The organism is Sulfitobacter dubius (assembly GCF_900113435.1).
Taxonomy (GTDB): domain Bacteria; phylum Pseudomonadota; class Alphaproteobacteria; order Rhodobacterales; family Rhodobacteraceae; genus Sulfitobacter; species Sulfitobacter dubius.
Window position 1 is genome coordinate 65,744 of record NZ_FOPG01000002.1, and the last position, 19,810, is coordinate 85,553.

The following is a 19,810-nucleotide window of genomic DNA, read 5'->3' on the forward strand; positions in this document are numbered from 1 at the left end:
CTTAAAGTTGTGTAATTTTAACGAGTGATTACTTTTCCGGTGGACAGACGCTGCTCATATGCCTCGGCCGGTGCAGATCCTCCTGTAGGAACCACCCCGGCTGAAGCACGTCTACGCATTCTCGCCACCACCGATTTACACATGCAAATTGTTGGGCATGATTATGTCAGTGACCGTTCTGTCGGGCATCATGGGTTGGCGGGCATCGCCACGCTTATCCGGACCGCCCGGCAAGAGGCCGCAGCACAAGGTGCGGCTTGCGTTTTGCTGGACAACGGTGATCTGCTGCAGGGCAATGCGATGGGTGACCAACTGGCGCAGATGGCCGTATCCCCCGCGCACCCCGTCATCGCCTGTTTGAATCACTTGCGGTATGACGCCATTGGCTTGGGCAATCATGACCTCGACCATGGGCTGCCGTATCTCCGCGCGGTTGCGGGCGCGCTCGACATGCCGCTGGTATCGACCAACCTGCATCTGACCGAACCCGGCCCATTACGTCACTGGGCCATCGCCACTTGCCCACTGCCGATGGCGGATCACCCTACGGCCGCAACGCTACAGATTGGCCTGCTTTCCGTGCTGCCAACCAAGACGGAAATTTGGAACCGTGATGTTTTGGAAGGCCAAGCCCAAATCACCTGCGCGCTGGAAAGCCTTCGGTCCGCGGTGCCAAGATTGCGGGCAGCGGGGGCTGATCTGATCGTTCTGCTGGCCCATATGGGCATCGCACATCCAGACGAGGCCAAAGTCGAAGAAGACATCTGCGCCTTGGCTCAGGTTGACGGGATCGACGCGGTCATCACCGGCCACACTCACCGCCGCTTTCCAGGGCCGGATCATTCCGAAGGCAGCGGTGTGGACGCGCAGGCCGGGACGCTTTCACGGAAACCCGCTGCAATGCCGGGCTTTGGCGGGTCTGATCTGGCTGTTCTTGATCTTGCACTTAACCGTAATGCGCAGGGACGATGGAGCGTATTGAGCCACGAAAGCCGCCTGCGCTGTAATACCGTCAACACCCTAGCCGACCCTGTTGTGCTGAGTGCCGCACGGCCAAACCACATCGCAATCCGTGCGCAATTGGAAGAGGTCGTCGGCCATACCGACACGGCGCTGCACAACTTCTTCGCGCTTGCCATGCCCACCGCCATTGACGCACTGACCGCCCGCGCGCAGGCCAAGGTGATACGCGAAGGGGTGGCCGGTACGCCCGACGGCGATCTTCCCATCCTCGTCGCAACAGCCGCCCATACGGCAGGGGGGCGTGCTGGGCCGGGACATTTTCTACATATCCCGCCCGGACCGGTACAGCGCCGCCATATCGCCGGACTTGTCCCCTATCGCAACGAAGTCTGGGCGCTGCGCGTCACGGGTGCTGACCTTCGTCAGTGGTTGGAGACTGCGGCAGAGGTTTTTGCCCCGCTGGGGACCGTCGCGGGACCGCTGATTGATCCACACCGTCCGCCCTACCACTTTGATACGATTCACGGTGTAACCTATGAGATCAACCTGCGCCGCCCGCAGGGGGACCGCATCACCGCATTGTCATGGCAAGGCGTGCCAGTGACGGCAAAGCAGAAATATCTATTGGCCACGAACCAGTTTCGCGCAGCCGGAGGGGGGGGATTCGATTGCGCGCCTAAGGCCACTGTGGTGCTGCGCAATCCAATGCCATTGTCGGAGGCGCTGATCACCACCCTCGCCGATCCAAGCGCCGTCCTCTGGCCCGATGCCCCGCCATGGCGCTTCAGCGCTGTGGAGGCACAAGCAATCCTACATACCACTCCCGACGCGCTGCCCTTCATCAAAGAGATCGCGCATCTCTCCCCAAATCCCGGCGGAACAACGCCCTTAGGTTTTGCAGAAATACGGCTTCATCTGTGAGGCTTGCACTTTGGCCCTCTCTCTCCTATATGGGCATTGAGAGGTTGGTGCGGGCAGGCGCCTCGCCAACCCGGTCAGATCCGGAAGGAAGCAGCCGTAACGAGCCCCGCTTGGGTCGTTATCAGCCTCTCACCCAAGCACTATTGCGCAGCAATGGTGCGAGCCCCGGTAGTCGCTTCGCAGAAGCGATGACAGGGGCAAACAGCCAAACTTCCTCACACTGCCCCCACTCAGGATGATGTTCCAGCTCGCCACAATAAAGCGCTCGCCGCTTTTTGCGGTCAGCTGTACGGAGATGGCCCGATGGGGATGGGTTCCCCCTTACCCCATCACAACCGGTCCGCCTTAAACGTATCACACTGCGCCATCTCGCCGCCTTCATAGCCGCGCTCGAACCAACGCGCACGCTGCTCTGACGTGCCGTGGGTAAAGGTATGTGGCTGCGGCACCTGACCGGCCTGACGCTGCAAATGGTCATCCCCGATCATCCGCGCCGCGTTCAGCGCCTCTTCGAGGTCGCCCTTCTCCATCAGCCCTTCGACATTTGACGCCCAGATCCCTGAGAAACAATCAGCCATCAATTCAAGCCGCACGGTCAAGGCATTTGCCTCAACCTCGGAGGACTGCTGCCGCATCCGTGCCACCTGCGGCAGCACGCCAATCTCATTCTGCACGTGGTGCGCGACCTCATGGGCGATCACATAGGCTGCGGCGAAATCCCCTCCGGCACCTAGGCGCTGGTCCAACGTGCGGAAAAACGCGGTGTCGAGATAGGCCATGTTATCTGCCGGGCAGTAGAACGGCCCCGTCGCGCCCGAGGCCCCACCGCAGGCGCTTTGGGTCACATTCTCAAATACAACGAGTTGAGGCGGCGTATAGGTTTCCCCCAATTGTTCTTGGAAGACGCGGCTCCAGACTTGCTCGGTCGTGGTGAGTACGCGGGCAGCAAAATCGACCTGCGGATCTTCGCTGTCGCTCAGCGGACGTGACTGTTGGACCTGACCGCCACTTTGGCCGGTCAGCAGCGGGGTAACGTCAATGCCCGTGAAATAGCCGATTGCCAAAACCGCCAGCACACCGACCAGACCTAGACCCCCTGCCTTGCCCGCCCCACCGCTGCGGCGAATGACATTCTTGCTCCGCCCAATTCCCCGCAACCGCATAAACTGTCCCCGCTATGTCAAAGCTTATTGCCACATGAACGCGCAAAGCGCAGTTTGGTTCAATGAGTGATAAGAATGACCTAGCCGAAGACCGCACCGATTGGGCCGAGGATCGCACGATTCTGGCCAATGAGCGCACCTTTGCGGGCTGGATGCGCACCGGCATGGCAGCCGTGGCCGTGGCGATCGGTCTGCGCGCCGTGTTCGGAGAATTCGAGCCGACATGGGTGGCGAAAGCCGTGGCATCGGTCTTCATCATAGCCGCGCTCTATGTCTATTGGGCCGCGCAGGCGTCGGCGGCGAAAACCCAAAAACGGCTGAGTGACCATCACGCCCATGCCCAGCCCAACAGCCGCATGAAAATCTTGGCGATCCTCCTTGCTTTCGCCTCGGCCGGCGTCGGCGCGATCCTCTGGATGCTCTGAGCATCCCGCAAGCACGGTAGACGCCACGGCGCGGAGCGCCTAGTTTACGGCCTTGACCGAATCCGATCTGGGGCACCATGACAGATACATCCGCCTACCGCGTTCTGGCCCGCAAATACCGGCCCGAAACCTTTGCCGATCTTGTCGGCCAAGACGCCATGGTGCGCACGCTCAAGAACGCTTTTGCCGCCGACCGGATCGCGCAGGCCTTTGTGATGACAGGCATTCGCGGCACCGGCAAAACGACGACGGCGCGGATCATCGCCAAGGGGATGAACTGTATCGGGCCAGACGGCAACGGCGGGCCGACGACGGATCCTTGCGGCGTATGCGAACATTGCACCGCGATTATGGAAGGTCGACACGTTGATGTGATGGAGATGGACGCCGCCTCGAACACCGGCGTCGCCAACATCCGCGAGATCATTGATTCGGTACACTACCGCGCTGCGTCGGCCCGCTACAAAGTCTATATTATCGATGAAGTACACATGCTCTCCACCGGTGCGTTCAACGCGCTGCTGAAAACGTTGGAAGAGCCACCCGAACACGTCAAATTCATCTTCGCCACCACCGAGATCCGCAAGGTGCCGGTGACGGTGCTGTCGCGCTGTCAGCGATTTGACCTGCGCCGGATTGAGCCCGAAGTGATGATTGTTCTGCTGCGCAAAATCGCCACAGCCGAGGGGGCCGAGATCACCGACGACGCGCTGGCGCTCATCACCCGCGCTGCCGAAGGCTCGGCCCGTGATGCGACCTCGCTGCTGGATCAAGCGATCAGCCACGGCGCGGGCGAAACCGGCGCCGAACAGGTGCGCGCCATGCTGGGGCTGGCCGACCGGGGCCGGGTGCTGGACCTCTTTGACATGGTGCTGCGTGGTGACGCAGGCGCGGCGCTGACGGAACTCAGCGGCCAATACGCCGATGGCGCTGACCCAATGGCGGTGCTACGCGATCTGGCCGAGATCACCCACTGGGTGTCGGTCGTTAAAATCACACCTGATGCCGCCGAAGACCCTACAATCGCCCCGGAAGAACGCGCCCGTGGTCAGCAAATGGCCGAGACCCTGCCGATGCGCGTGCTGACCCGCCTGTGGCAAATGCTGCTCAAAGCGCTCGACGAAGTCGCCGCCGCCCCCAACGCGATGATGGCCGCCGAAATGGCCGTGATCCGTCTGACCCATGTGGCCGACCTGCCGTCGCCCGAGGAACTGGTGCGCAAGCTGCAAAACAGCACGCCACCCCCGGCCCCCGGCCCCGTCGGTGGTGGCGGTGGCGGCGGCAACGGCGCGCCCCAAGGCAGCACCGGCGCGCAGGCCGTGCAACACGCCCAGCAGCGCATGGCATCGAACCCCGGTCCACAGGGGCAGACCATCGCCTTGGCGCAAGACCTGAATGCCGCGTTGGCCCGCTTCCCGACATTCGAACATGTGGTTGAGCTGATCCGCGTGAACCGCGATGTGAAACTGCTGGTCGAGGTCGAAACCTGCCTGCAACTGGCCGCCTATCAGCCCGGTCGCATCGAATTCGTCCCCACCGACGACGCCCCGCGCGATCTGGCGCAACGGCTGGGGCAAAAGCTGCAACTCTGGACCGGCAACCGCTGGGCGGTGTCGCTGGTCAACGAGGGCGGCGCCGAAACCATCGCGCAGATCCGAGACGCGCGCGAACTGGCGCTCAAGAAACAAGCCCAAGAACACCCGATGATGCAGGCCGTGTTGGCACAGTTCCCCAAGGCCCGCATCACCGCAATCCGCACCCCCGAAGACATCGCCGCCGCCGCCACGGCAGAGGCGCTGCCCGAGGTCGAAGACGAATGGGATCCGTTCGAGGACGGTTGATCCACGCCCCCTCACGCCACATATAAACGACAACGCAACAAGGAGACCCAGATGCTCAAGGGATTAGGCGGCCTCGGCGATATGGCCGGGATGATGAAAAAAGCGCAGGAAATGCAGGGCAAGATGGCCGAACTGCAAGAGGAGATGCACAACATCACCGTCGAAGGTGAATCCGGTGCGGGCCTCGTCAAAGCGACCTGTAGCGCCAAGGGTGAGTTGAAGGGGCTGGATATCGACCCGTCGATCTTCAACAAAGACGAAAAGGAAGTGGTCGAAGACCTGATCCTCGCCGCCATCAAGGACGCGCAGAGCAAAGCCTCGGAACGCGCGCAGGCCGAGATGAGCAAGCTGACCGAAGGCATGGGCCTGCCCGCAGGTATGAAACTGCCCTTCTAAACGGTTGGGGCGGAAACGCCCCTCCCCCTTCCCCCACAGGTGCCATTCTTGAGCTCTACCCGCGACATTGACGCTTTGATCGAGCTGATGGCGAAACTGCCCGGCCTTGGCCCCCGCTCGGCCCGGCGCGCAGTGCTGCACCTGATCCGCAAACGCGCGCTGTTGCTGACGCCTCTGTCCGACCTGATGCAGACCGTCGCCGCCACGGCGCGCGAATGCCTGAACTGCGGCAACGTGGGCACCGCTGATGTCTGTGACATCTGCACTTCTGAAAGACGCGCCAATGGCGAGCTTTGCGTGGTCGAGGATGTGGCCGACCTTTGGGCGATGGAACGGTCCGGCGTGTTCAAAGGGCGCTATCATGTGCTGGGCGGCACGCTCTCGGCGCTGGATGCCATTGGCCCGCAGGAATTGCGCATCCCGCGGTTGGTGGACCGGATCGATACCGAAAGCGTGAGCGAAGTGATCCTCGCGCTGAACGCCACAATCGATGGGCAGACCACGGCACATTACATCGCGGATCAGCTGGAGGGCCGGGTGCGGCTCACCTCCCTTGCCCAAGGGGTGCCGATTGGCGGGGAGCTTGATTACCTCGACGACGGGACGATCACCGCCGCGATGCAGGCGCGTAAGGCGCTTTAGATCTCACCGGAATTGCAGCCCGGAATCAAAGCGGGCCGCCCGCTCCTCCCAAAGCAGACGGCCCTTTTCCGTGGCGACGCAGATCGTGCCGTCAGAGCACGATCACATCAAGCGGCGGAAATCCGTTGAACCCAACCGAACTGTAGGAGCTTGTGTAGGCTCCGCAAGCGCGAATCATTACTTTATCGCCATCGCGCAGGGCCAAAGGCAGATGAATCGGTCGTTTTTCATAAAGGATGTCCGCCGAATCGCAGGACGGACCAGCCAAAACGCAGGGTCCGGTCTCTTCGCCGTCATGCGGGGTGACGATCTGATAGCGAATCGCTTCGCCTTCAGTTTCCGCCAGACCCGAGAAACGACCGATATCCAGATAGACCCAGCGGTGCAGATCATCCGCGGATTTACGGCTCACCAGCATGACTTCGGCGGCGATGTGACCGGCCTCGGCCACCAGACCACGGCCCGGCTCTGCCATCACTTGCGGCACGTCGCCAAAGCGGGCTTTGACGGCGCGCATCACAGCGGCAGCATAAGCGCGGGGCGCTTCGATGCTTTCGCCGTAAAAGGCCGGGAAGCCGCCGCCGAGGTTCAGCAGTTGCAGGTCATGGCCATCGGCACGCGCGGCATGCCACAGCGGCGCGACTTGATCCAACACCGGGTTCCAGAACTCCGCCTTGCGGGTCTGCGAGCCGACGTGGAAGGACAGGCCGAAGGGCACGAGGCCCACGGCAACCGCGTGGTTCAGCAACGCAGGCAGCGCGGAACCGGCACAGCCGAATTTCCGGCTGAGCGGCCAGTCAGCCATGGAGTTTTCAACGATCAAGCGCAGGTAGACCCGCGCGCCCGGTGCGTGGGCGGCGATTTTGTCAAGTTCGGCTTCGCTGTCAGCTGCGAACAGGGTCACGCCAGCGGAATGCGCGAAAGCAATGTCGGACGCGCGTTTGATGGTGTTGCCGAAGGAGATGTTTTCCGGCTTCGCACCTTGGCTGAGGCAAAGCTCAATCTCTGCCCGCGAGGCCGCGTCAAAGCCAGAGCCTTTTTTGACCAGCAGACGAATGATTTCAGGCGCCGGGTTTGCCTTCACTGCGTAGTGGATATGCGCCTCGCCCAGCCCTTTGTGCAGCGCGTCATATTGCGCGGCGACACGGTCACGGCTGATCACCAGCGTTGGTTTGTCAAAGCTGTTGGCAGCGATATAGGCGGCAGCCGGATCCGCGAATGCAGTGGATGCGGTGCGCAGGGCACCGGGGACTGTAGCGTTCATGGTCATCTCCAAAGAGCAGGTGGGGCTGGTTCCCCGCGTGTCGTTTCAAGAGACGTTACCGTCGCTACATAAACGCGGGTCAGTCAGAGTAGGAACTGACCGGCCAGAGGCGCGTGCGTTGGCGTCTGTAATGCGCCAAATACGCCGTTTTAGGATTCGTACAAGAGGTAAAATTGCCCCTGATGCAGATTGTTAGTTTTGCTCGTCTTCCCAGTCACTGCCGATGGGATCGCGGTCTCTTTTTCGTTCTTCTTTGATCATATCTTTAGTTTCCTTTTCTTCCTCACGGTCGGCACCTTCGGGATCGCTTTCAGCGGCTTCTGTTTCGGCCAAGGCCAGCACAAACCACATCGGGAAGTGATCCGAGCCGATCTTATCAAGCCGGTCCATTTCCAGCAGACGAAACTGCGGATCATGGAACAGGTGATCCAACGGCCAGCGCATCCAAGGCATCGTTGCGCTGAAGGTATTGTACATGCCGCGCCCCACGCGCGGATCCAAAAGGCCCGAAAGCCGCTGGAACCGCCGCGTCGTCGTAGACCACGCCACGTCATTCAGATCGCCTGTCACCACGGCAGGCAGCGAGTCTTTCTCAGCTTCGATACCGACCATCGCAATCTCGCTGTCGCGGCCCTTTGTGTCATGCTCAATCACTGGCGGCTCGGGGTGCACGACATAGAGGCGGAAATCCTCTCCCATTGGCAGATGCACCCGGGCGCGGATCGACGGCACCTCACGCGTTACCAATTCACGGACCTCTACCTCAGACAGCGGCAGCTTAGACATGACACACAGCCCATAGCCATTATCGAGCGGTACATCGATGCGCTGGTCATAATTTTTGCCCAGCCCGTTGTCTAAGGCGTCAATCCAATCCTGATCCACCTCGATGGCCATGAAGATATCCGGCACGCGTGCCTCAACAAGGGCAATAAGTTTGCCATAGTCGCGGTTGGATTTTTTGACGTTCGCAGCCACCAGACTGAACTGGCGGTCCGTCGTTCTGCGCAATTCCGGTGACGCAGCCAACGATTGCTTGTGCCAGATCGGAGTGAACTTGATGATATATAGGGACTGAAGCGCAGCCACGCCCAGCATCAGCGCGATACCCACCATGCCGGAGGGGGTCGTCGCGCCCTGCGTTAGTGCAAAAGCTGCCGCCAGCAGCAATGCCAAACCTAGAAATTGCTCGCGGGGAAATGCCAGCCCCCGGACCGCACCAAACGGCAGCTTGCTCAGGGGCAGAAGACTGCACAGGATCAGCAACGCCGCCACCCCCCAAATTGCCCAATCCAATGCCGTTTCCAAATTCATCCCCCAGCGCGATGCGCCCCTATTTCAAATACAAAACAGGGCGTCGGAGAAACCGACGCCCTGTCACTTTAACACATCCTTGTGGCGAAAGTTCCTTCCGCCGCACCGCTCTGAGGGGGCTTAACCCTTGGCCTTATCCTCGGCGTCGTCATCTTCTTCGGTGCTGTCGGGCAGCGAGAAGAAGCTGTCGGCATCTGAGTAATCGCCCTTCGAGTGATCTTCTTCATCGTCGTCCGTGCTGTTGCCGGAGAGGGTGAATGTTTCCAGACCTTCGATGGCCGTTGGGATCTTGGGCTCGTTATCCATGCCAAGGCTCTGCTCTGTCGACACCAGCTTGCGGCGCTCGTCGTCGTTCATCACTTCGCCCGCAGCGGCCTTTTTCGCGGCAGCCTTTTGCACGGCAGCATCAAGTTCGGATTGTTTGCACAGGCCAAGAGCAACCGGATCGATCGGCTGGATGTTGGAGATGTTCCAGTGCGTGCGCTCGCGAATCGCTTGGATCGTCGGCTTGGTGGTGCCCACCAGCTTGCTGACCTGACCATCGCTAAGTTCGGGGTGGAATTTGACCAACCACAAGATCGACGCCGGACGGTCCTGACGTTTGCTGAGCGGCGTGTAGCGCGGGCCGCGGCGTTTTTCTTCGCCCTCGGCGGCGGCGTTGAACTTGAGCTTCAGCTTGTGCATCGGGTTGTCTTGCGCCGCGTCAATTTCTTCTTGCGTCAGCTGGTTGTTGGCAACCGGGTCAAACCCTTTCACACCCTGTGCAACGTCGCCATCGGCGATGCCCTGCACTTCCAACTCATGCATCCCGACGAAATCGGCGATCTGCTTGAAGCTGATGGTGGTGTTGTCCACGAGCCAAACGGCGGTGGCTTTGGCCATAATAGGTTTTGCCATGTCACTCTCCTAAAAACACAATTTTCCCGTCGCCTGAAAGGCTGTCCTGTCTGGCAGAACGGTCTTCATTGTCGGGGAAGTTGGCGGCTGTATACTAACTCAAACTTCATAAGGAAAGACCCAATGCGGCCACTGCGCGCCTGTCTGCTGATCCTCGGGCTGCTTGCCCCCATCGCCACGCTGGCCGAAGGGGAGCGCTCAGGCGAATTCGATTACTATGTCATGTCTCTGTCTTGGTCACCAAATTGGTGCGAATTGACCGGCGATGCGCGCCAGTCCCCGCAATGCGATGCGGATAAGGACCATGGCTGGACCCTGCATGGGCTTTGGCCGCAGTTCACGCGCGGGTATCCGTCTTACTGTCAAAGCGGTCGGCGCCCGCCCAGCCGCGCACAGACCGGGGCCATGGCCGATATCATGGGCACCGGCGGCTTGGCGTGGCATCAATGGAAGAAACACGGCTCTTGCAGCGGACTGGACCCGGCGGATTATTTCGCCCTTTCCCGAGAGGCTTACGCACGCATCGACCGCCCAGAGGTGTTTCGCAAGCTGGACCGTACCGTTACCCTGCCAGCCGCCGTCGTCGAACAAGCATTTTTGAAAGCAAACCCCGATCTGACCGACCAAGGGATTACCATCACCTGTAGTCAAGATCATATTCAAGAGGCACGCATCTGCCTCTCACGCAGTCTCGACTTCATTCCTTGCGGTCCGGATGTGCGACGCGATTGTAGCCTTGATAACGCTCTGTTCACCCCCCTGCGCTAAAGCATCGAGACAGCTATTGATGTGAAAGCGGGAGAGGCATAATTTCCTCCCCCGCTATCAATTGCCTTACGGCTCTCTCTCCAACACGGGTGATGGCGTCCCATTCCGTGCTTAAAGTAAACGAATAGTTTCTTAACAATTCGTTACTGTCTCAACCTTTACTCATCTTCTTCGGTGCTCAGCTCTCCGCCCACTGTCAAGACGATCTTGCCGATATGGCCACTGGCCTCCATCCGGCGGTGCGCGTCGTTTGCCCCTGAAAGATCATAGGTGCTGTCCATCACCGGGGCCACGCGCCCAGCCTCCAACAGCGGCCAGACGTTTTGCAGCAATTCCTCAGCGATCCGCGCTTTGGCAAGGTCACTTTGGGGCCGTAGGGTCGAACCGGTCATGGTCAGGCGACGTGTCATCAGCGTGACAAAGTTTACCTCTTGCTTGGCCCCCTGCAGGAAAGCGATCTGCACCAGCCTGCCGTCCTCGGCCAGAGCCTTGAGGTTGCGGTTGATATAGCTGCCGCCTACCATGTCGAGGATCACATCCGCACCGCCCTCGGCCTGCAGCACGTCAACGAAATCCGTATCCCGGTAGTTGATCGCCACTTCGGCACCCAACTTCATGCAAGCGGTGCATTTGCTATCCGTGCCCGCGGTCACGAACACCCGCGCGCCCAAGATGCGCGCTAGTTGAATCGCCGTAGTGCCGATCCCGGAAGAGCCGCCGTGGATGAGCACTTTCTCTCCGGCTTTAAGCCCGCCCCGCATAAAAAGGTTGGACCAGACGGTAAAGAAGGTCTCAGGCAAACAAGCGGCTTCTTTCAGCCCCATCCCTTCGGGGATCGGCAGGCAATGCGCGGCGGGCGTCGCCACATACTCGGCATAGCCGCCACCGGGCAGCAGCGCGCAGACCAGATCCCCCGGTGCCAGTGTCGTCACCCCGGACCCGACCTCGACGACCTCACCCGACGCCTCCAGCCCCGGCAGATCACTGGCGGTGGCGGGGGGCGCGTATTTGCCCGCGCGCTGCAGCGCGTCGGGGCGGTTCACCCCGGCATAGGCGACCTTGATGATGACCTGCCCGTGTTTTGGTTGGGGCCGGGGGCGGGTGGTGCCCTGCAGAACGTCCGGACCGCCGGGTTCGGTGATTTCGATTGCACGCATGGTCTGTGTCATGTCTGAAGTATCCTCGGGTCTGGTTTTGCCGCAGCCTAACGGGCGCCCCGTGGGCATGCACCCGGAATTTCCACCCCAGAACCGGAGGGAGGGTCAGATGGCTGTAGAGGATAGATTTGCTTGGGCCGAAGGCGCGCGGCTTTTCGCCGGGGTTCAGGAACTGCTCCGCCCGTCTCTGGGCAACAGCGACGCCTTCCGCCCCCTGCCCGCAACGCCGACGGCCGACGCTCTCGCGGCCCTTGGCGCCGCCATCACCCAACGCGCACCTTTCTGCCTGAGTGACCGTCCCTTGCCGGAAGACCTCACCTGCCCGCCCGGTGTTTTTTTGACCCTAACTGGCGGGGCGTCTGGCCTGCCCAAAGCAGTCCGGCGCAGTCAGAGATCGTGGACCGCCAGCTTCGCGTTCAATGCCGATCGTTTCGCCTTGCGCAGCACCGACAGTGTCGCGGTGCTGGGTCAGCTCAGCCATTCGCTCTCGCTTTATGCCGTTTTGGAAGCGCTGCATTTGGGGCTTGATACCCATGTCTTGGCTCAGCACTCCCCTCGCACTCAGGCGGCGCGCATCTCGAAGGTCGGCGCGACCCTTATCTACGCCACACCGACCCAACTGCGCCTGCTTGCACGCGGAGCCGCCGCGCCGCTGCCTTCGCTTCGGCTGGTGCTTTGCGGGGGCGGTGCGCTGGACGCGGCAACTAGGGCTGCGGTAAAGACCCTCTGCCCCAACGCGGCGCTCCATGTTTTCTATGGCGCTGCCGAGACGAGCTTTATCACCCTTGCAGATGCCGACACCCCCAAAGGATCAGTCGGCCAGCCCTACCCAAGTGTAGAACTGCGCCTGTTGGATGAGAAGAGCCACCCCACATCTGGTGTAGGCGAAATCTGGGTGCGCAGCCCCTATCTGTTCGACGGTTATGCATTGGGCGACAGCCCCGACACCCGCTGGCACGATGGCTTCGTAACCGTGGGCGAAATGGGTGAGTTTGACGCCAACGGACAGCTTTGGATCAAGGGGCGGCGCCAGCGCATGGTGCAGATCGCAGATCAGCTTGTCTTCCCCGAAGCGGTCGAGGCAATGATCGCCGCGCGGGAGGGCACGGTCTGCGCCGTTCTGCCGCGGGTTGACACAATGCGCGGCCAGCAACTGGTGGCGGTTGTCGAAGGCGCAGAAAACCGCGCACAGGCCGAAAAGATCATTGAGACATGCCGCGCGGAACTCGGCCCATTGGCAAGCCCCCGGCGCGTGTATTTTCGCCCCGAGCTACCGCTGCTCCCCTCCGGCAAGCCTGACCTGCGCGCCCTCTCAACTTGGCTGGAGACACAATCATGACCCGCGCCTACATCATCGCCGCCTGCCGCAGTCCGGTCGCACCGCGCGACGGGGCGCTGTCGCATCTATCCCTACCCGACCTCGCCGCCCCAGTGCTTCGGGCTGCACTGTCTCACGCCGGGCTGACGCTTGAACAAGTTGACGAGGTGATTTGCAGCACCGCCATTGGCCCCGGTGGTAACCCTGCGCGCAGCATTGCGCTGGCAGCGGGACTGCCACAGCATGTGGCGGGCCTGAGCATTGACCGGCAATGCGCGGGCGGGCTGGATACGCTGGCGCTGGCACGACAAATGATCCTGAGCGGTGCCGCAGAGGTGGTCGTCGCGGGAGGTGCTGAGAGCTATTCCCGCCAGCCACTGCGCTATCGTACATTCTCCGATAGCCGCCCGCCCGAAGCCTACACCCAAGCGCCCTTTACCCCCTGGCCAGAACGCGACCCCGAAATGGCGCAGGCCGCCGCAGAACTTGGCTTGTCACAAGGCATCACCCGCCAAGCGCAGGATGATTGGGCGGTAGAGAGCCATGCAAAAGCCCGCGCGCATCTGCCGGCGGACACAGAGCTGGTGCCGCTGGCGGGGACCGAAAACGATACATTCACCCGCCGCCTTACCCCCGCGCTCTGCCGCCGCGCCAGAGTGCTGACTGGGGACATCACCGCTGCCAATGCCGCCGTTGCTGCCGACGCGGCGGCCTTTTGCATCGTGGTGTCTGAGCGTGTGACGAGAGAAATCACCGCACCAAAGGTTGAACTTCTTGCCACGGCTACAAAGGGCGGCACCCCCGAAGAGCCGGGGGTGGCCCCGCTAATGGCGATTGATGATGTGTTTCGGCAAAGTGGGCTATCTGCGGGCAATCTTGATGTGGCCGAGATCATGGAAGCCTACGCCGTGCAGGCCATCGCTTGTGTGACTGGCGCAGGAATTGCGCCGGGGATCACAAACCTCGGCGGGGGGGCGCTGGCGCGAGGGCATCCCATTGGCGCTTCGGGGGCAATCAATGCGGTGCGGCTCTGGCATGAGTTGGTGGCGCGGGGCGCAGGCACAGGGCTGGCGGCGATTGCTGCGGCTGGGGGGATCGGCTGTGCCGCATTGATGCGGCTGTAGCGGCCCGTCCCCGATGTGAACGGGCCGATTGTATTAGCTGCGCGACAGCAGGCTTGCAGGGCGCGCCTTGGCCAGACCAGAGGTGATGAAACCCGCCAGCACGGCTTTGATAAGGTCACCGGGGATGAAGGCTTGGACCAGCAGGGTCGCCTCAGGCAGGGTTTTGTTCAGCGTCATCATCATGCCGAAGATGCCAAAGGCATAGACCACAAGGATACCACCCAAGACGGCGGAAACCCCGGCGGCCAGACCCACCGGCGCACTGCGCCACTGGTCCATGATAAAGCCCGTTACGAAAGCACCGATCGGGAAACCAACGAGGAAACCCACGGTTGGCGAGGCAAAGACGCCCAGACCGCCACGGCCCCCAGCCAAAAGCGGCAAGCCAAGAGCAACCAGTGCCACGAACAGCAGAGCCGCAAGGCCACCGCGCCATGCGCCCAGCACCGTGCCACAAAGCATGACGCCCAGCGACTGCGCTGTGATCGGCACGCCGAAGCCAAGCGTGAATTTCGGAATCAAGCCCAGTGCCGCAATCAGCGCGGCGAAGAGGGCGATCATGGTCAGATTGCGTTCCATCGGGAGGGTCCTTGAATTAAAGTTTCCAATGCCTAGGCCAGCCCTCTTCCCCGGTCAAGCAATCACAGCCCGCCCCGCGCGCGCAGCGCCTCGGCCACATGTTCGGCGTCGTCGATGGCCAGCACGGTAAACGGCATAATAATCCGCCACCCCGGTCGCCTGCGCGACCGTGCCCGCCAGGCCAGCGACAGCATCTGCCCCTTGGCCGCCAGTACCGGGGTGAAACGCACCACCAACGCCACGGCCAGTTCAAGGCTACGGGTCCGAACCCCAAAGCGGCGCAGGGGCGCGGCCAGCCAACGCACCACCGCCATCATATCGCTGAGTTTCGTGGTCATGGTCACAAGATTGGCCAGCCCCACAGCGGTGATCATCCGCAACACAATGACAAGACCCGCCTCCGCATCGCGGGTCAGCACATGCCACAGCAAGATCAACGCAACAAAGGGCCAGAGCATCCACAGCCGCCCCAAGCCGCCCTTTAGAAAAGCCCGCCCCGGCAAGGCGTAAAGCAGCAACATTCCAGCACAAAAGGCGATCTGCCAGACCAGATCCTCGATCTCGAATAGCAACAGTGTCGCCGCACAGAGCGCACCCAGCTTGGCCCCCGCGGGCCAGCCGTGGGCGCGGGTCTCAACCGGCGAGGTCAGAGAGATCATCGCTCGCCCCCAGTTCTTTCATCCGCGTCTCAAAATTGCGCAGCACCGGGCGTGGGCTGCCTTGCTGGGCGACCTCGCCGCGCTCCAACCAGAGAATGTGATCGTAGCCCGCCACCGCTGCCGGATCGTGGGTGATATGCACCAGCGTCAGGTCGAGCCCGGCCAAGACCCGTTCAAGATGCAGGCGCGTCGGAATATCGAGCCCGGCAAAGGGTTCGTCCAGCACCAGCACCCGTGGTTGCATCGCCAGAACCGCCATCAGGCAAACCAACTGCCGCTGTCCTTGAGAGAGCTGGTGGATCGACGCCTGTGCCCAATGACGCTTGTCAAACTGACCGAGGATCGCGGCCACGCCACGCGCCGCCTCTGCCTTAGATTGACCCATTTGCAGCAGGCCAAAGGCGATTTCTTCTTCCACAGTTGGGAAGATGATCTGATGGTCGGGGTTCTGGAAAAGGATGCCCACAGCGCCGATGGCACGGCGGCGGTCACGGGCCACGTCGATCCCGCCGATCCGCACCTGCCCCTCATCTGCGGCCACCAAGCCCGAAAGAACCCGCGCGAAAGAGGTCTTGCCCGACCCGTTGCGCCCCACAATCCCGATCCGCGATGCATCGGACCTAAGGCTCACATCACGCAGCACCGAAGTGCCCGCCGGGGTGTAGCTGATCCTGTCGATATCAATGAGCGGAGGGGTCGGACTGGTCATCGGGCGCCTGTGTTAAACCGAGTGCCCCGCCCTACCATCTGCTGCGCGGGCAGGAAAGCCTGCAGGTTGCCTCAGCTAGGCGGCGTCCAGCGCCCCGGCAGATCAGAGTTACGCTGCCCACGCGGCGCTTTGATATGACTCAACAGCCAGTTCGGCCCGGCCATCAGACGGCTCAGCGTCGGGCTGTCGCGCACTTGGGCCTTGAGTTTCTCGATCTGCATTACATCATCAATGCGCCGATCAAGGAATGCCCACGTCGCATGATGCCCCTCACTGGTATCGCCCAGCCAATAGAGCAGGGTCGCGGAATAGACGCCCGACAGTGTGGCCCGTTTGCTGTACCAGTTCACATCGTCCGAGGTATCGCCAAGCGCGGTCCAGATTTTATCGCAGGTTTCCCACAGCAGGCCCGCCCCTTCGGGCGCGTGATGCGGCAGGGCGAAAAGCGTGCTGCCCCGGCGGATCGCCTCACGATCCCCGGCTTCGAGCCGTAGGCGTACGGCCTTGGCGATGCGATCCCTGAACCGGAGCTCCGACAGATCGGCCTGCGCCAAACCTTCGACCATCTTGGCATCGCCGCGCCGGTGATAGGTCACGGCCAGATCGACCGCCCCGCGCGGGCAGACCGCACCGGCCAAGGCCGGGTCCAGACCGCTGTCCTTGATCGCGGCATTGAATGTTGCTGGCGACCAGCCGTCAAACGGCACATGCATCATTGCGGCATCCAGCAATTGGTCCTTTGGGTCGGCCTTGGGCGGTGTCATGGCGGGCTCCTATCGGGGCATGATGGGGTGGACAAACGTGATATAGGCTGTTATAGGCCCATTTCCTGCAATTCCTTGCAACTTTATCCTAGAAAGGTGGTGACAACCACATGCAGGTTAGTGTTCGCGACAACAACGTCGATCAGGCCCTTCGGGCTCTGAAGAAAAAGCTACAGCGCGAAGGCGTTTTCCGTGAAATGAAGCTCAAGCAACATTTCGAGAAACCGTCCGAGAAAAAAGCGCGCGAGAAAGCTGAAGCGATCCGCCGTGCCCGTAAACTGGCACGCAAAAAAGCGCAACGCGAAGGTATGATGTAAATCATTCCCGCGACACGCGACAGATATAGAACCCCCGGTGCCGATGGCAGCGGGGGTTTTGTTTTGTGGGGGGAGAGCAGAGCCGGGCAACGCCAGACCGCGGGATGGTGCCCGGAACTTCAGCAATTGGGCAGTTTATGGCAGCAGCCCATACGCCGGGTCCGCAGGACAGCACTCCGACTTTAAAAGCGCCAGCCCGTCCGGGCGGTCTGGCGCTGCCCGGCGGGCATACGCCCTTTATTCCGGGCTGGTGGCGCGGCGGCGCAGATCGTGTGGAGCCAACTACACGGGCAGCGCCGTCGTCTTACACACCGTCCTAAGCGCAAAACTTGACTGCATCTGCGCCACCCCCGGCAACCGCGCCAAATGCTGGCGATGGATCCGCGCGAAATCCTCGGTGTTCTCCGCCACGATCTTCAGCAGATAATCCGCCGTTCCCGCCATCAGATGACATTCCAACACATCGGGAATGCGCGACACTGACTTTTCAAAGGCCTCCAACACCTCTTCGGCCTGCGCCTGCAGGGTGATCTCAACAAACACCGTCGTCGGCATGCCCAACTTGCGCGGGTCCAGCAGGGCGACATAATCGCGGATATAGCCCTCTTTCTCCAACCGCTGCACACGGCGATGACAAGCCGAAGGCGACAAATGCACCACTTCCGACAATTCGGCATTGGACATCCGCCCGTCGCGCTGCAAAGCGCGCAGAACACGCCGATCAATCTCATCCAAGGCCATATGCGCAATACTTTCGCGTAAAATTTCATTTCTACGCAATGATATTCGATTACCGCCCGGCTTGGCGACCCCAAATTCGCAACGATATGCAAGGCAGATATGATAGTTCTGTCCCACTACGGAGGAGGAGTGACCCCCATGAAAATCGGATGCCCGACAGAAATCAAACCGCAGGAATTCCGCGTCGGCCTGACGCCCAATGCCGCACAAGAAGCCATCGCCCACGGGCATGAGGTTATCGTGCAAGCCGGGGCCGGTGTCGGCGCGGGCTTTGAAGATGCGGATTACACCGCCGCAGGTGCCACCATCATCGACACGGCCGAGGAAATCTTTGCCAGCGCCGATATGATCGTCAAGGTGAAGGAGCCACAGGCGGGCGAACGGAAGATGCTGCGCGAAGGGCAATTGCTCTTTACCTATCTGCATCTCGCGCCCGACCCGGATCAGACGCATGATCTGCTGGCCTCGGGCTGTACCGCGATTGCTTATGAGACGGTGACCGACCGCAACGGCGGGCTGCCCCTTCTGGCGCCGATGTCAGAGGTTGCAGGCCGTCTGGCCCCGCAAGTCGGCGCTTGGACGCTGCAAAAGGCCAATGGCGGCCGGGGCGTTTTGATGGGCGGCGTGCCCGGCGTCGGCCCCGCCAAAGTTATGGTCATCGGCGGCGGCGTCGTCGGCACCCATGCGGCACGCATCGCCGCAGGCATGGGCGCGGATGTGACCGTGCTTGACCGTTCCCTGCCCCGGATGCGCTACCTCGATGATATCTATGGCGGCACCTTCAAAACCGCCTATGCCAGCGCAGGCAACACCATCGAATTGGCACGCCAAGCCGATATGATCATCGGCGCAGTGCTGATCCCCGGTGCCGCAGCGCCCAAGCTGATCAGCCGCGCACAGCTGTCCGAACTCAAACCCGGCGCGGCGCTGGTGGATGTGGCCATTGACCAAGGCGGCTGTTTCGAGACCTCCAAAGCAACCACGCACCAAGACCCGGTCTATGAGGTCGACGGCATCATGCATTACTGCGTGGCCAACATGCCCGGCGCCGTGGCGCGCACCTCAACCATCGCGCTTGGCAATGCCACCATGCCCTTCATGCTGGCGCTGGCAGACAAAGGTTGGAAGCAAGCCTGCGCAGATGATCCGCACCTCAAGGCAGGTCTTAACGTTCACGCGGGCAAGCTGACCTATGCCGCTGTTGGCGAAGCGCTTGGAATCGACAGCATCACCGCCGATCAAGCCATCGCAGGCTAAGCCCAACCCCATATACACAAAAAGGCCCGCCAATCTGGCGGGCCTTTTCATTCCGTAGACACCGCTTAGCGGGTCTTCAATGAATCCCGAATTTCCAGCAAAACATCAAGCTGCGACGGCCCCGTTTTAACCTCAGGTGCCACTTCGTCAGGCTTTTCCGCTGCAGCTTTTACGCGGTTCACAATCTTCACCAACATGAAAACGACAAAGGCGATAATCAAAAAGTTGATCACGGCCATCAAGAACGAGCCATAGGCAAAGACCGACGCCCCAGCTTCGCGCGCCTGCTCTAGCGACGCATTGGCGGGTACATCCCCGGACAGCACAGCATAGTTATTGGTGAAATCCACCCCGCCCGTGAAAAGCCCGATGATCGGGTTAATCAAATCAGCCACCATGGATGACACAATCGCCGTAAAGGCCGCACCCACGATGATACCAACAGCCATGTCCATGACATTGCCCTTGGCGATAAAGTCTTTGAATTCTTGAATCATTGTGTCTGTCCCTATTCTAAGCCAGCCGACTGTCCCGCCGCCATAGACCAATAGTGCGGGCTGACAAAGAAGGCGGTCAATCGTTGATTTAAGC

At 61.2% G+C, this 19,810-nt stretch carries 21 protein-coding genes and 1 other RNA gene; 11 read left to right on the forward strand and 11 right to left on the reverse strand.

The window, feature by feature from the left end:
- Positions 1 to 39 precede the first annotated feature (39 nt).
- Together BM229_RS09000 and ffs are read left to right on the forward strand one after the other, a co-directional pair.
- On the forward strand, positions 40 to 1,884 hold the full coding sequence (locus BM229_RS09000) for a 5'-nucleotidase C-terminal domain-containing protein (protein ID WP_276326637.1): 1,845 nt from the start codon (positions 40 to 42) through the stop codon (positions 1,882 to 1,884).
- A gap of 37 nt (positions 1,885 to 1,921) precedes the next feature.
- Positions 1,922 to 2,019: signal recognition particle sRNA small type (ffs, locus tag BM229_RS09005), an RNA gene on the forward strand.
- 194 nt (positions 2,020 to 2,213) lie between these two features.
- On the opposite strand, the gene ypfJ is transcribed toward ffs, so the two are convergent.
- Complete coding sequence (gene ypfJ, locus BM229_RS09010; RefSeq protein WP_093927340.1) at positions 2,214 to 3,047, reverse strand: KPN_02809 family neutral zinc metallopeptidase; 834 nt, start codon at positions 3,045 to 3,047, stop codon at positions 2,214 to 2,216.
- Between the two features lie 62 nt (positions 3,048 to 3,109).
- Between ypfJ and BM229_RS09015 the strand changes: the two genes are divergently transcribed.
- The 4 genes from BM229_RS09015 to recR all read left to right on the forward strand — a co-directional run bounded on the left by BM229_RS09015 (position 3,110) and on the right by recR (position 6,351).
- Positions 3,110 to 3,472 (forward strand): YidH family protein, encoded by a 363-nt coding sequence (locus BM229_RS09015; RefSeq protein ID WP_093927341.1) that lies wholly within the window; start codon positions 3,110 to 3,112, stop codon positions 3,470 to 3,472.
- 77 nt (positions 3,473 to 3,549) lie between these two features.
- Positions 3,550 to 5,313: a DNA polymerase III subunit gamma/tau gene (locus BM229_RS09020; RefSeq protein ID WP_093927342.1), complete on the forward strand. Its 1,764-nt coding sequence runs from the start codon at positions 3,550 to 3,552 to the stop codon at positions 5,311 to 5,313.
- 51 nt (positions 5,314 to 5,364) lie between these two features.
- Positions 5,365 to 5,709 (forward strand): YbaB/EbfC family nucleoid-associated protein, encoded by a 345-nt coding sequence (locus BM229_RS09025; RefSeq protein ID WP_007118099.1) that lies wholly within the window; start codon positions 5,365 to 5,367, stop codon positions 5,707 to 5,709.
- A 48-nt stretch (positions 5,710 to 5,757) separates the two neighbouring features.
- Positions 5,758 to 6,351, forward strand: a complete 594-nt coding sequence (recR, locus tag BM229_RS09030) for a recombination mediator RecR (RefSeq protein ID WP_093927343.1) — start codon at positions 5,758 to 5,760, stop codon at positions 6,349 to 6,351.
- Positions 6,352 to 6,442: 91 nt separating this feature from the next.
- Here the strand turns inward: recR and BM229_RS09035 are convergent, their stop codons facing one another.
- The 3 genes from BM229_RS09035 to BM229_RS09045 form a co-directional block, all read right to left on the reverse strand.
- On the reverse strand, positions 6,443 to 7,621 hold the full coding sequence (locus BM229_RS09035) for a type III PLP-dependent enzyme (RefSeq protein ID WP_093927344.1): 1,179 nt from the start codon (positions 7,619 to 7,621) through the stop codon (positions 6,443 to 6,445).
- Positions 7,622 to 7,807: 186 nt separating this feature from the next.
- On the reverse strand, positions 7,808 to 8,929 hold the full coding sequence (locus tag BM229_RS09040) for an endonuclease/exonuclease/phosphatase family protein (protein ID WP_093927345.1): 1,122 nt from the start codon (positions 8,927 to 8,929) through the stop codon (positions 7,808 to 7,810).
- 120 nt (positions 8,930 to 9,049) lie between these two features.
- Positions 9,050 to 9,826: a DUF1013 domain-containing protein gene (locus tag BM229_RS09045; protein ID WP_093927346.1), complete on the reverse strand. Its 777-nt coding sequence runs from the start codon at positions 9,824 to 9,826 to the stop codon at positions 9,050 to 9,052.
- A gap of 123 nt (positions 9,827 to 9,949) precedes the next feature.
- Between BM229_RS09045 and BM229_RS09050 the strand changes: the two genes are divergently transcribed.
- Positions 9,950 to 10,594 carry a ribonuclease T2 family protein gene (locus tag BM229_RS09050; protein ID WP_093927347.1) on the forward strand — a complete coding sequence of 215 codons (645 nt, stop codon included), beginning with the start codon at positions 9,950 to 9,952 and terminating at the stop codon, positions 10,592 to 10,594.
- 158 nt (positions 10,595 to 10,752) lie between these two features.
- Here BM229_RS09050 and BM229_RS09055 read toward each other — a convergent pair whose 3' ends face one another.
- Positions 10,753 to 11,763 carry an NAD(P)H-quinone oxidoreductase gene (locus BM229_RS09055; protein WP_093927348.1) on the reverse strand — a complete coding sequence of 337 codons (1,011 nt, stop codon included), beginning with the start codon at positions 11,761 to 11,763 and terminating at the stop codon, positions 10,753 to 10,755.
- Between the two features lie 97 nt (positions 11,764 to 11,860).
- Between BM229_RS09055 and BM229_RS18050 the strand changes: the two genes are divergently transcribed.
- The gene (locus tag BM229_RS18050) at positions 11,861 to 13,090 is read left to right on the forward strand and encodes an AMP-binding protein (protein ID WP_167360227.1); all 1,230 of its coding nucleotides are present in this window, start codon (positions 11,861 to 11,863) and stop codon (positions 13,088 to 13,090) included.
- Positions 13,087 to 14,193, forward strand: coding sequence for a thiolase family protein (locus BM229_RS09070; protein ID WP_093927350.1), 1,107 nt, complete (start codon positions 13,087 to 13,089; stop codon positions 14,191 to 14,193). The genes BM229_RS18050 and BM229_RS09070 overlap by 4 nt, the downstream gene beginning before the upstream one ends.
- 33 nt (positions 14,194 to 14,226) lie before the next feature.
- On the opposite strand, the gene BM229_RS09075 is transcribed toward BM229_RS09070, so the two are convergent.
- The 4 genes from BM229_RS09075 to BM229_RS09090 all read right to left on the reverse strand — a co-directional run bounded on the left by BM229_RS09075 (position 14,227) and on the right by BM229_RS09090 (position 16,904).
- A complete protein-coding gene (locus BM229_RS09075) occupies positions 14,227 to 14,772 on the reverse strand; it encodes a biotin transporter BioY (RefSeq protein WP_093927351.1) in 546 nt (181 codons plus the stop codon).
- Between the two features lie 62 nt (positions 14,773 to 14,834).
- Positions 14,835 to 15,431 carry an energy-coupling factor transporter transmembrane component T family protein gene (locus BM229_RS09080; protein WP_093927352.1) on the reverse strand — a complete coding sequence of 199 codons (597 nt, stop codon included), beginning with the start codon at positions 15,429 to 15,431 and terminating at the stop codon, positions 14,835 to 14,837.
- On the reverse strand, positions 15,406 to 16,140 hold the full coding sequence (locus BM229_RS09085) for an energy-coupling factor ABC transporter ATP-binding protein (RefSeq protein ID WP_093927353.1): 735 nt from the start codon (positions 16,138 to 16,140) through the stop codon (positions 15,406 to 15,408). The genes BM229_RS09080 and BM229_RS09085 overlap by 26 nt, the downstream gene beginning before the upstream one ends.
- 71 nt (positions 16,141 to 16,211) lie before the next feature.
- Positions 16,212 to 16,904 (reverse strand): COQ9 family protein, encoded by a 693-nt coding sequence (locus tag BM229_RS09090; RefSeq protein WP_093927354.1) that lies wholly within the window; start codon positions 16,902 to 16,904, stop codon positions 16,212 to 16,214.
- Positions 16,905 to 17,014: 110 nt separating this feature from the next.
- Here BM229_RS09090 and rpsU point away from each other — a divergent pair, with 110 nt between their 5' ends.
- On the forward strand, positions 17,015 to 17,221 hold the full coding sequence (gene rpsU, locus BM229_RS09095) for a 30S ribosomal protein S21 (protein WP_007118112.1): 207 nt from the start codon (positions 17,015 to 17,017) through the stop codon (positions 17,219 to 17,221).
- Positions 17,222 to 17,503: 282 nt separating this feature from the next.
- Here the strand turns inward: rpsU and BM229_RS09100 are convergent, their stop codons facing one another.
- Positions 17,504 to 17,962, reverse strand: a complete 459-nt coding sequence (locus BM229_RS09100; RefSeq protein WP_093927355.1) for an Lrp/AsnC family transcriptional regulator — start codon at positions 17,960 to 17,962, stop codon at positions 17,504 to 17,506.
- A 138-nt stretch (positions 17,963 to 18,100) separates the two neighbouring features.
- On the opposite strand from BM229_RS09100, the gene ald reads away from it, so the two are divergent.
- A complete protein-coding gene (ald, locus tag BM229_RS09105; protein ID WP_093927356.1) occupies positions 18,101 to 19,219 on the forward strand; it encodes an alanine dehydrogenase in 1,119 nt (372 codons plus the stop codon).
- Positions 19,220 to 19,284: 65 nt separating this feature from the next.
- On the opposite strand, the gene mscL is transcribed toward ald, so the two are convergent.
- Positions 19,285 to 19,716, reverse strand: coding sequence for a large conductance mechanosensitive channel protein MscL (mscL, locus tag BM229_RS09110; protein WP_093927357.1), 432 nt, complete (start codon positions 19,714 to 19,716; stop codon positions 19,285 to 19,287).
- Between the last annotated feature and the right edge of the window lie 94 nt (positions 19,717 to 19,810).

Excerpts from the sequence above, each read along its gene's own strand:
- ypfJ (WP_093927340.1), bottom strand. The coding sequence starts at position 3,047 with ATGCGGTTGCGGGGAATTGGGCGGAGCAAGAATGTCATTCGCCGCAGC.
- BM229_RS09015 (WP_093927341.1), top strand. The coding sequence starts at position 3,110 with ATGAGTGATAAGAATGACCTAGCCGAAGACCGCACCGATTGGGCCGAG.
- BM229_RS09020 (WP_093927342.1), top strand. The coding sequence starts at position 3,550 with ATGACAGATACATCCGCCTACCGCGTTCTGGCCCGCAAATACCGGCCC.
- BM229_RS09025 (WP_007118099.1), top strand. The coding sequence starts at position 5,365 with ATGCTCAAGGGATTAGGCGGCCTCGGCGATATGGCCGGGATGATGAAA.
- BM229_RS09035 (WP_093927344.1), bottom strand. The coding sequence starts at position 7,621 with ATGACCATGAACGCTACAGTCCCCGGTGCCCTGCGCACCGCATCCACT.
- BM229_RS09040 (WP_093927345.1), bottom strand. The coding sequence starts at position 8,929 with ATGAATTTGGAAACGGCATTGGATTGGGCAATTTGGGGGGTGGCGGCG.
- BM229_RS09045 (WP_093927346.1), bottom strand. The coding sequence starts at position 9,826 with ATGGCAAAACCTATTATGGCCAAAGCCACCGCCGTTTGGCTCGTGGAC.
- BM229_RS09050 (WP_093927347.1), top strand. The coding sequence starts at position 9,950 with ATGCGGCCACTGCGCGCCTGTCTGCTGATCCTCGGGCTGCTTGCCCCC.
- BM229_RS09055 (WP_093927348.1), bottom strand. The coding sequence starts at position 11,763 with ATGACACAGACCATGCGTGCAATCGAAATCACCGAACCCGGCGGTCCG.
- BM229_RS18050 (WP_167360227.1), top strand. The coding sequence starts at position 11,861 with ATGGCTGTAGAGGATAGATTTGCTTGGGCCGAAGGCGCGCGGCTTTTC.
- BM229_RS09070 (WP_093927350.1), top strand. The coding sequence starts at position 13,087 with ATGACCCGCGCCTACATCATCGCCGCCTGCCGCAGTCCGGTCGCACCG.
- BM229_RS09075 (WP_093927351.1), bottom strand. The coding sequence starts at position 14,772 with ATGGAACGCAATCTGACCATGATCGCCCTCTTCGCCGCGCTGATTGCG.
- BM229_RS09080 (WP_093927352.1), bottom strand. The coding sequence starts at position 15,431 with ATGATCTCTCTGACCTCGCCGGTTGAGACCCGCGCCCACGGCTGGCCC.
- BM229_RS09085 (WP_093927353.1), bottom strand. The coding sequence starts at position 16,140 with ATGACCAGTCCGACCCCTCCGCTCATTGATATCGACAGGATCAGCTAC.
- BM229_RS09090 (WP_093927354.1), bottom strand. The coding sequence starts at position 16,904 with ATGACACCGCCCAAGGCCGACCCAAAGGACCAATTGCTGGATGCCGCA.
- rpsU (WP_007118112.1), top strand. The coding sequence starts at position 17,015 with ATGCAGGTTAGTGTTCGCGACAACAACGTCGATCAGGCCCTTCGGGCT.
- BM229_RS09100 (WP_093927355.1), bottom strand. The coding sequence starts at position 17,962 with ATGGCCTTGGATGAGATTGATCGGCGTGTTCTGCGCGCTTTGCAGCGC.
- ald (WP_093927356.1), top strand. The coding sequence starts at position 18,101 with ATGAAAATCGGATGCCCGACAGAAATCAAACCGCAGGAATTCCGCGTC.
- mscL (WP_093927357.1), bottom strand. The coding sequence starts at position 19,716 with ATGATTCAAGAATTCAAAGACTTTATCGCCAAGGGCAATGTCATGGAC.